Here is a 15,111-nt window from a genome sequence, read left to right on the forward strand (position 1 = left end):
CCCCGGATTTCATTGAATCCATTTCCTTTATAGAGGAAATCCGGGGATAAAGGCGAACGCTTCGCTTCTCCAGATTGATTCTGCCTTCTTCGTTAACGTGTAATTCTGGAATTCGTTCTAAAACTATACTCACATCTAAATTTTACTCCTCCAGGAAAATGAGGCCAATAAAGTCCTCCAGCTCCAGGTTGCCGAAGTAATGTTTTACATCCAGGCCCTCAAGTGCAGTACGTACCTCGGATTCCTCGTAACGCTTGCCACGCAGCATGTCTTCGATATCCGCCACATCGCCTACGCCGAAGAAATCACCAAAGATTTTGACATCTTCAATGCGTCCATCTTTGATATTCATGCGCAGATCAATAATGCCGACAGGGAATTTGCGTGTATGCTTCACATTGCTCTCCGGGGAAAGCCCGTAGTTCCAATCCCAGTTGCTATAACGCTCGGCGGAGATTTCCTTGATCTTGTCCCAATCTTTCTCCGTGAGTTCATATTGAGGAACGTCCTGTGGCTCCATGCGGAAAATGTGACGCAGCAGCTCGTCCCGGAATTGTTCAATGGTCAGATTGCTGTCAATCAGATCACGAATGTTGGCAACCCGGCTGCGCACGGACTTGGTGCTCTTGGACTTGAACTTCTCGGGATTCACGTTGAGTGAAGCCTGGACGTGGTCGAGGTTCAGGTTAAACATCAATGTGCCGTGACTGAACATGCGACCGCGCGTAGAGAATTGGGCGTTGCCCGAAATTTTCTTCTCTCCGACTTGCAGATCGTTCCGTCCCGTCAGTTCGGCATTAACACCAAGCTCTTGCAGGGCTTCCACCACAGGCTGGGTGAATTTGCGGAAGTTGTGGAAGGATTGTCCGTCATCCTTGGTAATAAAGCTGAAATTGAGGTTGCCCAGATCGTGATAAACGGCTCCGCCTCCCGAAAGACGACGTACGACTTGAACACCGTTATCCTGAACATACTCGATGTTGATCTCTTCAATGGTGTTCTGGTGTTTTCCGATAATAATGGACGGGCGGTTGATGTAAAACAGCAAGTAACTGTCATCCATCGGCAAATGCTTCAGAATGTATTCCTCAATGGCGAGGTTTACAGAAGGATCTGTAATGCCCTGGTTATCAACAAACAGCATGGTCATTCCTCCATTAATGTATGTGAGGGATAGAATATCCCTTATGTAGTGATGCTTTACGGAATCGAAATTCCTTCTCTATTGTAAACGAATTGTCGATAGGACACAAAGGAATTACAGCTCGAACGGGCTTGAACAGGCAAAACAGGATTGACCCCTGACTGTCACGACATCCATAATAAAAAGGACATGCAGAAAGGATGACGGACAGAATGACCGGTTTAATTGAAGTTTTCGGACATGGCGGTGATGTGGAGACAGCCGCTGCACGTTTTGGAGGGAATGCTGCGGATTTCCTCGATTTTAGCGCGAACATTAATCCACTGGGTCCACCTCGGGAAGTGCTGCAGGCTCTGGAGCATGGATGGCAGACGGTACTTCGTTACCCCGATCCGGGTCATAGGGCGTTCAAAATGCTGCTCAGTGACCGACTGGGTTTAACCCCGGATTACATATCCGTGGGCAACGGGGCGGCGGAAAGCATGGCTCTAATCCTGCTTGGACTTGCGCCACGTAGAGTAGGCACAGTAGAGCCAGGTTTTTCGGAGTACAGTGCATTATCCAGACAATTTGGAGCGGAAGTCCATTATGTTCAAGGACGGGAAGAACTGGACTGGAGAGCAGAATCAGAGGATATCGAAAAGCTGATGGAACGGGTGGACTTGCTTTTCCTTGGACAGCCGAACAATCCCAATGGAGTACAGTATCCGGTTGAGGTTCTACAGCGACTTGCGCGTAAAGCGGAGATAATAGGTATAACATTGGTAATAGATGAGGCATTTATGGACTTTATTCCTGAGTCACAGCGGCAATCGCTTGCGCCCAGATTGAAAGAGTACCCCCAAGTGATCATTATTCGCTCGATGACCAAGTTTTACGCGATTCCAGGCTTGCGATTGGGCTATGCGCTGGGTCGTCCCGAGCTGATTCATGACATGACTGAGAAGCAAGTGACCTGGAGTGTGAATGGGCTGGCGCTGATTGCAGGAGAAGCCTGTCTACGCAGTGGAGAGAATTTTGAACAGGAGACCGTGGCACTGGTGTCCTGCGAGCGGGAGAGATTAACGACAGGGCTGGAGGCTTTGGGATGTAAGGTGACGCGAGGGGAAGCGAACTTTATATTGGCAGCTCTGCCAGAGCCGTGGACAGCAACATCCATGCAGGCTGCTCTCGGTGAACGCGGTGTACTGATCCGGAGCTGTGCCATGTATCCGGGACTTGGGGAGCGGCATGTACGCTTTGCAGTCAAGGACGCGGAGGCTAACGGGCGTTTGCTGGAGACCATGGGAAATGTAATGGAGCCTGACACGACAACCGGACTAGAGGCAGGGGGACAGAACGATGGCACTGCCATTCTATAACGCTTATAAGCAATGCACCGATGTACAAACAGACTATAACGAATATAGATCTTCTGTGTGGCCGGGACTAAACATCTCTGTACATGAAAGACATATTAAAGTCTCAAGCCCCTCTGTTGTAAAAGCACTTTCCAGTGCCGTGTATGGGGGCGGCATGATTGAACTGGACCGTATATTCAACATCTATGTGGACAGACATTATCGGTGTGACGATCCACCGCGTGATATTGCCGATCTATTGAGTGAATGGCAAGAGCAGCAGGATCAATGCGGCGGACTTCTGACTGCGGTTCAATTGGAGCACACGGCTATCCAGGAATACGAAAGCGATGAGTTCGGATTACTCTGCTGTACGACAGCAGGGGTATCCAACGCTGCACGGGCAGGTTCTGCAAGAACTGTGTTTGATGCTGAGGGAAATGAGGTGGGGCATGAGACCATGCCTCCGAAACTTGGGAAAAGCTCAGTTTCAAGCTACACCCCCGGTACGATCAATATCATGTTGTGGATGAACGGGCGAATGACCGCCGGAGCGATGGTGAATGCCATTCAGACTGCGGTAGAAGCAAAGGCCGCTGCGTTAGCTGATTTCGGTGTGGTGGATTCAGAGAATGGTCTGATGGCAACCGGAACAACAACGGATGCCATCGTACTCGCGGTAAGTCAGGCTGAAGAAAATAAACCGTTCATCAGTTACGCCGGAACGGCTACGGTAATGGGTGCAGCGATCGGCAGGCTGGTGTATGACACGATCACGGAAAGCCTGCAAGCCGCGCAGGAGTGGAAAGAGAGGAATAACAAGCAATGACATCTCTGCTGCATCAATGGGCTTCCTGGCCGATCTGGACGGGAATGGCCGGAGCCTGGATTATTATAGGGGCATACATACTGGATCGCTGCATCGGAGATCCGCGCTGGATTCCTCATCCGGTGATTGGTATGGGCAAGGCCATCTCTGCACTGGAGCGGGCGATAAGGTCACGGGTGGACTCAAACCAGGCCCTGAAAAGGGCTGGCGTGTTATTTCCCCTTTTGATTACAGGGGGCGCTTTTGCAGTCACCTGGGGATTGGTATATGTTCTGGGCCTCATTCATCCTGCCATTGCGGTTGTGGCTGAAGTGGTGTTGATCGCAACCACCATTGCTTCCAAAGGTTTGAAGGATGCAGGCATGGAAGTCTACCGCCATCTGAGTCAACAGGATTGGCCTGCGGCGAGACGTTCACTGGGCATGATTGTAGGGCGTGATACGGCCCATCTGGATGAACCGGAGATTGTGCGGGGAACGGTGGAGACAGTTGCCGAGAATATCGTGGATGCCATCGTTTCTCCACTGTTTTATGCCCTGATTGGCGGTGCACCGCTTGCCATGGCTTATCGGGCCGTGAATACGCTAGATTCCATGGTAGGTTATAAAAATGAAAAATATCTTCATCTCGGCTGGGCATCTGCCCGTCTGGATGATTGGGCCAACTGGATTCCCGCACGGCTTACCGCCTTGCTGTTGATCATTGGAGCCTGGTTCATGAAACTGGATGCGAGAGGGGCAGCGCGCATGGTATCCCGGGATGCACGGCTGCACCCAAGCCCCAACAGCGGATTTCCCGAGTCAGCAGTGGCCGGAGCGCTGGGCATAAGACTTGGCGGTCATAACGTGTACCACGGAGTGGCTTCATTTCGCGCTTATATGGGCGAGCCGTCACGTCAGATGGAAGCAGAAGATATTGTACGAACAACAAGACTTATGTTTTGGTCAGCAGGTTCTTTTGTTTTATTATGTTGGCTGGTCACCCTAGGGATATGGGCCGCTGGAGGTGCACTGCTATGGATATAGAAGCTGGACAGAGTGGAATACAAAGCCGAGAAATTGTATTGATACGTCATGGTACAACGGCGTGGAATTTGGAAAAAAGATATCTCGGGCATACCGACATCGGTCTGCTGCCAGAAGCAGAACAGGAGCTGGCTCTGCTGCGCGAAGAGATCAGCAATGTCACATGGGACGCCCTGTATTGCAGTGATCTGCTGCGTTGCCAGCAGACACTCACTCACATTGCACCGTCCCAAGCGGGACAGGCCAAGCTTGATGCCCGTCTAAGGGAGATCGACTTTGGTCAGTGGGAGGGATTGACCTATGATCATCTCAAGGACAATCCACAGTACCGGAACTGGATCTATGCCCCACAAGAGGTGACGCCCCCGAAGGGCGAGCCATGGAAGGCATTTGCTGCGCGGATTGATTCATTTCTGGAAGAGAGTCTGTTGTCCTTTTCACTAATATTGCATTCTGACAATACAAACGTGCCAAAGGTAGCCGTGATTACGCATGGCGGTGTTATTCGTTATATGGTATCACGTCTCATTCCGCATCAAGGATTCTGGGATACGCAGGTGATACCAGGACAAGCGATAAAGATTCGGCTGGATGGCGATGGGGACAGCTGGGTTGGAACCCGATTGACTTTTCCATAAATCAGGTTGTAAGGATGTACAATATAACCTATAATCACAACAGAAGTGTGACTTAGCAAGTGCATCATCGGATAGGGGCGCAATAACCCCTGCCAAGGATGCAGGATGCTCACTTGAATGGTTAAACTATATTAGCGACCAAGGGTCCCGCGTGCATGCAGCAATGTTTCATGGTTTCTTATCAGACTATGAACAGCAAACGGGTGAAATAGGGAAGCCGGTGTAAATCCGGCACGGTCCCGCCACTGTAAATCAGGATGAATTCCTGTAAGTCAGGTTACCTGCCCTGGACGTACAAGCCGGTGTTCCTTCGAGGAAAGGACAGCGTTTCGGGCAGTTCTCTGTGCATGTACAGCGTTAAGCTGGCATGTGCTGATCGCCACATGCGAGACGTCATCCCTGATCCTGACCTAAGGATTGGGGATTTTATTTTTTCATATAAGATGAACCGAATATTTACAAGAGAACGAAGAGTGCAGAACCAATCTGAAGAAACGAAGTGTTCGCCTTTATCACCGGATTTTCCCTTTTCAAAAAGGGGATCAAAAAAATCTGGGGATAACAGCGATCGGAAGATGGTACTGCAATCGTAGTGGCCTAGTAAAGTTTTACTGGATCAACTTATATAGGAACACAAATTCAAGGGAATCGAGACAGGAGCACTACTCAATTAGAGCTGATAGAGAAGGGGAGAACGAACACAATGAATTTCAAGACATGGAAAGGCACGGCGTCCCTGCTAAGTGCAGCGATGTTGGCACTGGCTTTGGCCGGATGTGGCACGGCAACGAAAGAGGGTACGGGAACCTCACAACCTGCACAGGAGCAATCCCAAGGGCAGGCACAAACAGATCTCAAAACACAATATCCAATCACGGTTACGGATGCTACGGGTGAATCGTTTACGTTTGACAAAGCCCCAGCCAAAATCGTATCTGTATCTCCGGCTGAAACGGAATCCCTGTTCGCACTGGGATTGGACGAGCAGATCGTAGGGGTATCCGACTATGACGATTATCCGGAAGCAGCTACGGCAAAACCAAAAATGGGCGGCATAACGAAGCCTAACGAAGAATCGATCATTGCTGCTGAAGCAGACATCGTATTTACAGGTATTTCGATGAGCGAAGAGTCTGTGAAGAAACTGCGTGATCTGGGCATTACCATTTTCAAAACAAATCCCAAATCAGTGGATGATGTGATGACCAACATTGAAACGTTTGGTAAAATCACCGATCATCAGGAAAAGGCACAGGAGATCATCACCCAGATGAAACAGGATGTGTCTGATGTCACTGAGGCTGTAAAAGCGGTTAAACCGGAAGAGAAGAAAAAAGTATATGTTGAGTTCTCCCCAGGTTGGACTGTGGGTAAAGGTGAATTCATGGATGAATTGATCACCTTGGCCGGAGGTAACAACATCGCTTCGGACAAAGAAGGCTGGTATGAGATTAACGAAGAGAATGTTATTGCTTCCAATCCGGATGTGATTCTGTATGCGAACGATGTCATTGATGAAAATTCCAAAACATTGGATCAAATCATCAAAGCCCGCAGCGGCTGGGATCAAATCACGGCTGTGAAAAATGATGCAGTTATCGGTCTGGATGCCAACCTGCTGAGCCGTCCGGGACCACGGGTAACCCAAGGTCTGAAAGAAGTAGCCAAAGCGATCTACCCTGACTTGTTCAAATGAGTAAAAAGCTGGCAGTGTACGGATCGGCCGGAATGGTGCTGCTTGTGTTAACCGTGCTCATCTGCACGGGCATCGGTTCGGTTGCCCTGCCTGTCCGGGACATTGCGGGCATCTTGCTTCATCGCATTCCCTGGCTGGGCGACTGGATTGTTCCTGACTGGAATACAGCAGCAGAACAAATTATATGGAAGGTCAGATTTCCACGTGTACTGCTGGCCGTACTTGTAGGTGCATCACTGGCGATTGCGGGAACGGGATTCCAGGGGGTTCTTCGGAACCCTCTGGCTGATCCGTTTACGCTGGGCGTATCGTCCGGTGCATCGGTGGGTGCGGCTTTTCTGATTTTCTTCGGATTACAGTATGCACTGATTGGAATCTGGACCCTGCCACTGGTCGCATTTCTGACGGGAGTAATCACACTGTGGTTTGTGCTGGCCCTCGCTCGTGAGGGACGCAAAATACCAACACACAGCCTGATTCTGGCTGGGGTGGTCATGCAAAGTTTCCTGGGAGCAGTCGTCTCCTTCCTGTCGACGATGTCGAAACAGACCATCAATGAAATTATATACTGGACGATGGGGAGTCTGTCACTGCGTGGGTGGTCGTATACGGCCATCCTTTTCCCGTATTTTGTGCTGGGACTAATCTTCCTCTGGAGCCGTGCGCGTTCGTTGAATGTGCTTGCCCTGGGGGAACGTCAGGCCGCGCATATCGGGGTTCGGGTTGACGGATTAAAGTTGTCGGTACTGGCTGTGGGTACGCTTCTTACGGCAGGCGCTGTCTCCGTATCGGGCGTGATTGGCTTCGTCGGACTGGTCATTCCGCATATTCTTCGGCTCATCGTGGGACCCGATTATCGATTGCTGGTGCCTTTGTCCGCGATTGGGGGAGCGATCTTCATGGTCTGGGCAGATACGATTGCACGCACATTGCTGGCACCGACCGAAATTCCACTGGGGGTAGTGACGGCCTTTGTTGGAGCACCATTCTTCGCTTATTTGCTGCATCGGAACAAAAAGCTGCGGAAAGGGATGATGCCATGAGTATGTTCGTGAGAACAGACCTTACCGAGAACCGGCCGATGATTAAGGTCACAGGAGCTGGTAAAATGTATGGTAACCATCAGGCTCTGCATGCGGTGGATTGGCAAGTCAAAGAGGGTGAGTGGTGGGGCGTTGTTGGCCCAAACGGCAGCGGCAAATCGACTCTCCTTCAGCTACTTGCCGGAACCGAACATCCGAGCGCAGGCAGCATACAGATTGATGGCCAGGATATCTCCTCATACAACCGTAAAGAATTGTCGCGCATGATTGCGGTCTTACAGCAGGATGGCCTGCCTGCCATTTCCTATCCTGTAAGGGATGTTGTCGAGATGGGACGTTACCCTTACCAGAACTGGCTCGGAAAAGAAACGTCGGATGGAGCGGCAGTAGTCGATCGGGTGCTGGAGGAGTTGGGTTTAAGTGACATGGCCGAACGGCCTTTGGATGCGCTTAGTGGAGGACAACGGCAGCGGGTTGCGCTTGCCAAAGTCATGGCTCAGGAACCACGGCTGTTGTTGCTGGATGAACCAACCACCTTTCTCGATATCAAATATCAATTGCAATTTATGGAGTTATTATCGGCATGGCGTCAAAAAAATCATATTACGATTGTGGCGGTACTGCATGATCTGAACCTGGCCGCGCAATTTTGCGACCACATTCTGGCACTGCGAGACGGAACATGCGTAGTCGGAAAGGGTACACCCCATTCATTGATGACGGAAGAGAACATTCGGGAGATATTCCGGGTGAGTCCAGCGATGGTGAGTCATCCCGACAATGGATTGCCACAGCTGTTGCTGAGGCGGGAGAAGAAGTGAACGAAGCGGGGGTGACCCCGTATTTTTAATAAAGGAAGTGCTGGCCGTATGAATAATGAACAGGTGTTGGAACAGTTAATGGGTCGGATCGTAGGTCCACAAGAGAAAGTGGCGGCGGAAGCCTCCGCACATGTGGATGCATTGACGAAGCCACCCGGCAGTTTGGGCAAGCTGGAACAGCTGGTTATTCGTCTGGCGGGAATCACGGGTAAGACTCGTCCTTGCTTTGATCGCAGAGCTGTCATCGTTATGGCTGCGGATCATGGGGTGGTTGAAGAAGGGATTAGTGCTTTTCCTGCTGAGGTGACTCCACAGATGGTCCTGAATTTCCTGGCGGGGGGAGCGGCTGTCAATGTCCTTGCTCGCCACGCTGGAGCTGATGTAATCTGTGTGGATATTGGCGTAAATGCCGATCTGGATCATCCGGATCTGGTTTCGCGCAAAGTCCGCAAAGGCACAGCCAACATGGCGAAGGGTGCTGCAATGACCCGGGACGAAGCGATTCAGGCCATCCTTGCAGGGGCCGAAGTGGTCTCGAACGAGGTGGCGAAGGGGACGCAGTTGTTTGTGACCGGAGAGATGGGCATCGGCAATACAACCGCTAGTGCGGCAGTGATGTGTGCTATAACGGGAACAGCTCCTGCTTCAGCAGTGGGTCGGGGAACAGGCGTGGATGATGCCGGTTTGCAGCGCAAAGCCGCAGTGGTCAGCCAGGCTCTCAGCGTGAACGCTCCGGATGCAGACGATGCACTCGATGTGCTGTGCAAAGTAGGCGGACTGGAGATTGCCGGACTGACGGGCGTGATTCTCGCTGCCGCTGCAAACGGATGCCCCGTTGTCGTGGATGGATTTATCTCCACCGCTGCGGCGTTGATTGCAAGGCAGCTTGCTCCGGTGAGTACAGAATACATGATTGCTTCCCACACATCGCATGAAAGTGGACATGCAGCGTTGCTGCGTGAGCTTGGCCTGAAACCGATGCTGGATCTGGACATGCGTCTGGGTGAAGGCACCGGAGGCGTGCTCAGTCTTCATCTGATTGATGCCTCATGCCGTATTCTCAGCGAGATGGCGACATTTGCGAGTGCTGGCGTGTCGGATGGCACGACGGAGACTCAACCTAATGACGCTTCATCCGCTTCTGCTGATTCATCCGTTTCAGGAGAGGAATCCCCATGAGTATACTCGTGACGGGCGGGGCGCGGAGTGGCAAAAGCTCGTTTGCAGAGCGTCTCTGTATGCAGCGATCCTCCGAGGCCTGGTATGTGGCTACGGCTCAGGCTTATGATGATGAGATGCGCGAGCGTATACGTCTGCATCAGAATCAGCGGGATGAAGCAGGATATCTGTGGCATACGGTGGAGGAACCGCTGGCACTGCCTGAATTCATTACACAAATGGGAGAGTCCCATACGGGTATGTCTGCACCGACCATTTTGGTGGATTGTCTGACACTGTGGTTGACCAATGTGCTGTTAGCGCATGAACATGAGCCTGAACAGATACTGTATGATCATATGGACGCACTGGTAGCGGCCACCCAGTCGTATCCGGGTCTGCTCGTGCTTGTTACCAACGAAGTGGGCGATGGCATTGTACCAGAGTATGCGCTGGGCAGAAGATATCGGGATTTGGCGGGCATTCTCAATCAGCGGATTGCCGCGATTTGCCGTGAAGTGTTTCTGGTGACTGTGGGCATTCCGATGGAGCTGAAAAGCAAGGAGTACCGTTTATGAGTAAAGGCGATTTGGAACAAAAACATGCGGCTGCGGCCGCTTTTCAATTTCTGTCCCGGTTCCCGGTGAAATTGCAGATTGATTTCGTCCCGCCATTATTGCGGGAGAGTGTAGTGTATTACCCGCTGGTTGGCGCGGTCATTGGATTGTGCGTCTGGTTAGGCGGAGCCCTGACAGGTGCGCTGCTTCCATCGTTTCCGGCGGCGGTATTAACTTTGACGCTATGGGTATGGCTAACCGGGGGTCTTCATCTGGATGGGTGGATGGATACGGCAGATGGACTGCTCAGTTATCGCACCCGTGAACGAATGCTGGAAATTATGAAAGACAGTCGTGTAGGGGCCATGGGCGTGATCGCCTGTGTGCTTCTGTTAATGATGAAAGCAGCTTTGATTGCTGATTTTATCGCGCGTGGGAATTGGGCCTATGGAGCTTTGCTCATCCTGCCGCTGATCTGGAGCCGCTGGTTCATGGTGTATGCCATGGCGGCCTGGCCGAATGCCCGGAAGGACGATGGGCTTGCTGTCCTGTTCAAGGGGCTGGGAGACCGGAAGGAAGTCCAGCGTGCGCGCAGCTCTGCAGTAGGACTTACCATTCTGGCAGGTGTGATCACGTTGGCAGCGGTATGGATCTTCCAACCGGATACAGCCATGTTCCAGGTGTTTGCGACAGAGAATGGGTTGGGGACATTACCATGGTGGCTATATCCCGTTGCAGCGATCCTTGCGGTGCCACTGGCCGGTTATGTGATTGGCAAATTCGTTGCCGGGCGTATCAGTGAACGGCTGGGCGGACTTACAGGGGACACGTATGGGGCTATGAATGAGTTGCTGGAAGCCGCACTGCTAACGGTACTTAGTCTGTTACAGGGATTCTTTTTGATATAACGCGGAGAGCTGAGGTGTGGGAACGTGGAAGATACGTCTGTACAAACGTCCGAACAAACGGCGGCAGTATTAATGCTGCAAGGGACGGCATCGGATGTGGGGAAAAGCGTAATTACGACGGCGCTATGCCGAATATTCAAGCAGGACGGATTCAGGCCAGCCCCGTTCAAATCACAGAACATGGCGCTAAATTCCTACGTCACGGAAGACGGCAAGGAAATCGGAAGAGCCCAGGGGGCGCAGGCTGAGGCGTGCGGCATTGAAGCGACGACGGACATGAATCCGATCCTGATCAAGCCGATTCGGGATATGCATTCCCAGATTGTCGTACACGGTGTACCGCTTGCGCAGATGAGTGCTTGGGATTATAGGCAGCATTTTCTACCTGAAGCCAAGGCGACGGTCATGGATGCGCTGAATCGACTACGCGCGACGTACGATATCGTGCTGATGGAAGGCGCGGGCAGTCCTGCGGAGATTAATCTGAAGGATCGGGACATCGTTAACATGAATTTGGCGGGCTGGGCGGATGCTCCGGTTATTCTGATCTCGGATATTGATCGTGGCGGGGTCTTTGCTTCCATTGTAGGTACACTGGAGCTGCTTGAGCCGCATGAGGCTCAGCGTGTAAAAGGATTCATCATCAACAAGTTTCGTGGAGACCTGTCCTTGCTGCAGCCTGGATTGGACTGGCTTGAGGAACGGACAGGCATTCCTGTATTGGGCGTGTTGCCTTACATAAGTGATATTCAGATTGAAGCGGAAGATTCCGTGGTGCTGGACTCCATGCGACACGGCAAATCCGGTGAGCAGGAGCTGGACCTTGCGGTAATTCGTTATCCGCGAATTTCCAACTTTACAGACTTTGACGCCCTTTCCAGGGAACCGGATGTGAATGTGCGATACGTGACTTCTCCCGATGATTTGGGGCAACCCGATGCCATTCTGCTTCCGGGTACAAAGGATACGATTGGAGATCTGGCATTTCTGCGTGCCTCAGGACTGGAGCAAGCGATCGCTAGCCAGACGGAGCGTGAACATGTTCAACTTATCGGGATATGTGGTGGATATCAAATGCTCGGTCAGCATCTCAAAGATCCGTTTGCTGTGGAAGCGAATCAGATTCAGGAAGCCAATGGATTGGGATGGCTGCCGCTATCGACAACGTTCCTTCAAAACAAACAAACGGCGAGAGCCTCAGGGCATCTACACGGTCATCATGCAATTCGTTTGCCCAAGGAACGCGATGACGAAAGCTCATTACCCATCAATGGATACGAGATTCATATGGGCGTTACCGAGTGCCTTGAGCCTGAACGTGTAACGGCCTTGTTTGAAATTGCCCATGCAGGAGGTCCATCCTTTAATGAAGGCTGGGGCACGATAGACGGCAAAGTGTGGGGAACGTACCTGCATGGTTTATTTGAAAGTGATCAGTTCCGGCGTTCATGGCTCAACGGTCTTCGCGAAGGAAAAGGGCTTGCTCCGCTGTTGGAGACGTACAGCGCAAGTGAACGTAAGGAAATGGAGTTTGAACGTGTAGCCGAGTCGTTGCGATCTGCACTGGATATGCAGCGGGTATACGAGATTATGGGTGTTAAGGCGCCATAATAAAAAAACTGCATTCTATATGAATTTAAACTAGACATTTTCACGAGAACGTAGAGGACAGAAATAACCTGAAGAAGCGAAGCGTTCGCCTTTATCCCCAGATTGTACCCTTTGTAAAAGTGAATCAAAAAATCTGGGGGTAACAGTGATCGGAAGGTTGTTCTGTCATCGGAGTGGTGCGTGTAAATATACATTAGTTCAATTTATATCATGTGCAGTCCAAAAGAATACCCCCATGCGTCGCAACGTTCCCTGAAATCTGGAACGAGGCTGAGTACGGGGGTATTTGTGTACCTAATGTTAAGGTTTGATTCGAATATGGGAATAATGGGTTAAAGGTATTCCGGTTAGTTTATTTTGAAGTTTTTCATGGCGGACTGCAGTTCTACCGCTTGCTCATGCAAATGACGTACGGTGTTCGAATGGGAATCCATCTCATTCAGTTGAAGATCTGCTGTAACTGCAATCTGCTGCATGCTTTGACGAGACTTGGACGTAATCTGAGCCGTTTCTTCCACGGAAGCACTGACTTCTTCTGCTCCAGCAGATACTTGCTGGGTAGAGGCTGATACCGTCTGAATCGTCAGATTGACGTTCTGAATTAATTCGTTAAGCTGCTGGAACGCGGAGCCTGCTTGTTGAACCACGTGAGTACCTGATCCAATCTCTTGGGTTACACGGTTCATGGCATCAACCGAACGTTCGGCGTCTTCACGGATGGTACCCAGGTAATCAGAAATTTCCTCTGTAGCCGTCTTGGATTGTTCCGCCAGCTTACGTACTTCTCCAGCAACGACGGCGAATCCGCGTCCATGCTCCCCTGCACGTGCTGCTTCAATGGAAGCGTTGAGGGACAGCATGTTAATCTGTCTGGTGATCTCAAAAATGGATTCAACAATGGTACCTATGGCGATCGAGCGTTCATTCATCGTTTCGACATAGCGCAGTGACTCACTCGCGGTCTGGCCAACACGTTCCATTTGCTGAACGGCATCCTGTGCCAGTCGGTTACCGTTAACAGCTTCATTTGCAGCGTCTCCGATCTGCTCGGAAACTTCGGCAGAGGAAGAGGCAATATGCATAATACCTTGCGTGATTTCTTCCATGGCTCTTGCATTTTCGGCTGCGCTGGAAGCGATGCTTACGCTGCCTTTTTCGGCGCTTTCCGCAGAACGGCTGGAGTCTTGCACCATACCGGACATGGATTCTACCCGTTTGAGCAAATCATTGGAGCCTTCCACAACTTCATTGGAGGTCGTGAGTGCGCGGCTGATCATTTCTTTCAAATTATGGGTCATCATCTGGAAGCTTAGAGCAAGCTGTGCAATTTCATCCTTGCCTTTAATCTGAAGTTCGGCAGTCAGATCACCTTCTGATATCTGCTTGCTATGCTGAACAAGCTGAATGATCGGTTTGGTTACTCGCTTGATCATGCTTGTGGAGATAAGCCAGCCAAGCAGGAAAACCAGGGCGGTAATTCCGAGGCATAACCAGAAGATCTGGGCAATTTTGTCCTGAATGAACTGGGCATCCATACTAACGCCCATGATCATGTTACTTCCTGCGATCGGAATAAAGGCTCCTTTATGTACACCGAAGGAATCGACATAAACGTTGCTGATTTCCATTTCTTTTTTCTCAATGGCCGCATTCATTGCTGCTTCTGCTTTAATCTCATCTCCGGCTTTCATGCCTGAGGAGGTATTCGCGATCACAACGGTAGCTTTGCCATCCTGTATAGCCACGACGTAGGCCGCGTCCAGACTATGCTCTTTTGCTTTATCAGCCAAGTAGGATTCAACGGTCAGTGCTGCACCATCGGAACCTGCGCCGCCACTTTGAACCTGTAAAATTTTAGAAGCCGATGTGTTCTTGTATATATCCTGAATCGACGTGTTCAGGACCTTGTCGAACTGTGGAAGCACGTAGCTTTGCATAATATTCATAGAGACAGCATAGAAACTAATACTGAACAACAGGGAAGCAACCAGCAGTACGAGGAACAACGTGCCTCTGATTTTACCAGCAACGGTGCGATTTCGAAACATATAATCATCCTTTCACGTCATGTTCATTAACATTGTCGCTTTTCCGTTATCGTAAGACTAATTACCAACGAAAAAAGGCCTAATTTTCACGTTGAGAAAACTTGGGAATAAGCGGATATACCTATATTACAAAATTAACCTGAGGTTGAATACAACAATTTTCGCGATTCGGTGGTTTTTTTTCAGAAATAGATGAATTGATTACATACATATTACATAATATCAATTAATACCTACCAGAATAGTTTGTTATGTGATATATTGTTGAATATCGCTTTTGAGCGAGTAGAAAA

13 protein-coding genes and 1 riboswitch are annotated in these 15,111 nt (G+C 50.6%); of the genes, 11 read left to right on the forward strand and 2 right to left on the reverse strand.

Annotated elements, in window-relative coordinates; genetic code table 11:
• Positions 1 to 142 precede the first annotated feature (142 nt).
• Entirely contained in the window at positions 143 to 1,144 is a 1,002-nt protein-coding gene (gene lplA, locus P5G61_RS04910; RefSeq protein ID WP_024629363.1) for a lipoate--protein ligase, read from the reverse strand.
• A gap of 212 nt (positions 1,145 to 1,356) precedes the next feature.
• Here lplA and cobD point away from each other — a divergent pair, with 212 nt between their 5' ends.
• From cobD to P5G61_RS04965, 11 genes are all read left to right on the forward strand, one after another.
• Positions 1,357 to 2,505, forward strand: a complete 1,149-nt coding sequence (gene cobD / locus P5G61_RS04915) for a threonine-phosphate decarboxylase CobD (RefSeq protein ID WP_301245024.1) — start codon at positions 1,357 to 1,359, stop codon at positions 2,503 to 2,505.
• A complete protein-coding gene (locus P5G61_RS04920) occupies positions 2,486 to 3,313 on the forward strand; it encodes an adenosylcobinamide amidohydrolase (protein ID WP_301245026.1) in 828 nt (275 codons plus the stop codon). Before cobD ends, P5G61_RS04920 begins: the two co-directional genes overlap by 20 nt.
• Positions 3,314 to 3,357: 44 nt before the next feature.
• Positions 3,358 to 4,338 (forward strand): adenosylcobinamide-phosphate synthase CbiB, encoded by a 981-nt coding sequence (gene cbiB, locus P5G61_RS04925; RefSeq protein WP_301245258.1) that lies wholly within the window; start codon positions 3,358 to 3,360, stop codon positions 4,336 to 4,338.
• Positions 4,329 to 4,976 (forward strand): histidine phosphatase family protein, encoded by a 648-nt coding sequence (locus tag P5G61_RS04930; protein WP_301245028.1) that lies wholly within the window; start codon positions 4,329 to 4,331, stop codon positions 4,974 to 4,976. Before cbiB ends, P5G61_RS04930 begins: the two co-directional genes overlap by 10 nt.
• A gap of 154 nt (positions 4,977 to 5,130) precedes the next feature.
• Positions 5,131 to 5,279, forward strand: a riboswitch (cobalamin riboswitch).
• Positions 5,280 to 5,679: 400 nt separating this feature from the next.
• A complete protein-coding gene (locus tag P5G61_RS04935) occupies positions 5,680 to 6,672 on the forward strand; it encodes an ABC transporter substrate-binding protein (protein WP_301245030.1) in 993 nt (330 codons plus the stop codon).
• Positions 6,669 to 7,715 carry a FecCD family ABC transporter permease gene (locus P5G61_RS04940; RefSeq protein ID WP_301245032.1) on the forward strand — a complete coding sequence of 349 codons (1,047 nt, stop codon included), beginning with the start codon at positions 6,669 to 6,671 and terminating at the stop codon, positions 7,713 to 7,715. The genes P5G61_RS04935 and P5G61_RS04940 overlap by 4 nt, the downstream gene beginning before the upstream one ends.
• Before the next feature lie 38 nt (positions 7,716 to 7,753).
• Positions 7,754 to 8,536: an ABC transporter ATP-binding protein gene (locus P5G61_RS04945; RefSeq protein WP_301245259.1), complete on the forward strand. Its 783-nt coding sequence runs from the start codon at positions 7,754 to 7,756 to the stop codon at positions 8,534 to 8,536.
• Positions 8,537 to 8,584: 48 nt separating this feature from the next.
• A complete protein-coding gene (gene cobT / locus P5G61_RS04950; protein WP_301245034.1) occupies positions 8,585 to 9,715 on the forward strand; it encodes a nicotinate-nucleotide--dimethylbenzimidazole phosphoribosyltransferase in 1,131 nt (376 codons plus the stop codon).
• Positions 9,712 to 10,272, forward strand: coding sequence for a bifunctional adenosylcobinamide kinase/adenosylcobinamide-phosphate guanylyltransferase (gene cobU, locus P5G61_RS04955; protein WP_301245036.1), 561 nt, complete (start codon positions 9,712 to 9,714; stop codon positions 10,270 to 10,272). Before cobT ends, cobU begins: the two co-directional genes overlap by 4 nt.
• Positions 10,269 to 11,159, forward strand: coding sequence for an adenosylcobinamide-GDP ribazoletransferase (gene cobS / locus P5G61_RS04960; RefSeq protein WP_301245038.1), 891 nt, complete (start codon positions 10,269 to 10,271; stop codon positions 11,157 to 11,159). The genes cobU and cobS overlap by 4 nt, the downstream gene beginning before the upstream one ends.
• A 72-nt stretch (positions 11,160 to 11,231) precedes the next feature.
• Positions 11,232 to 12,770: a cobyric acid synthase gene (locus tag P5G61_RS04965; RefSeq protein WP_301245260.1), complete on the forward strand. Its 1,539-nt coding sequence runs from the start codon at positions 11,232 to 11,234 to the stop codon at positions 12,768 to 12,770.
• 347 nt (positions 12,771 to 13,117) lie between these two features.
• Here P5G61_RS04965 and P5G61_RS04970 read toward each other — a convergent pair whose 3' ends face one another.
• Entirely contained in the window at positions 13,118 to 14,818 is a 1,701-nt protein-coding gene (locus P5G61_RS04970) for a methyl-accepting chemotaxis protein (RefSeq protein ID WP_301245040.1), read from the reverse strand.
• Positions 14,819 to 15,111: the final 293 nt, after the last annotated feature.

The sequence above is a fragment of the Paenibacillus vandeheii genome (assembly GCF_030433635.1).
In the GTDB taxonomy this organism is placed as follows: domain Bacteria; phylum Bacillota; class Bacilli; order Paenibacillales; family Paenibacillaceae; genus Paenibacillus; species Paenibacillus vandeheii.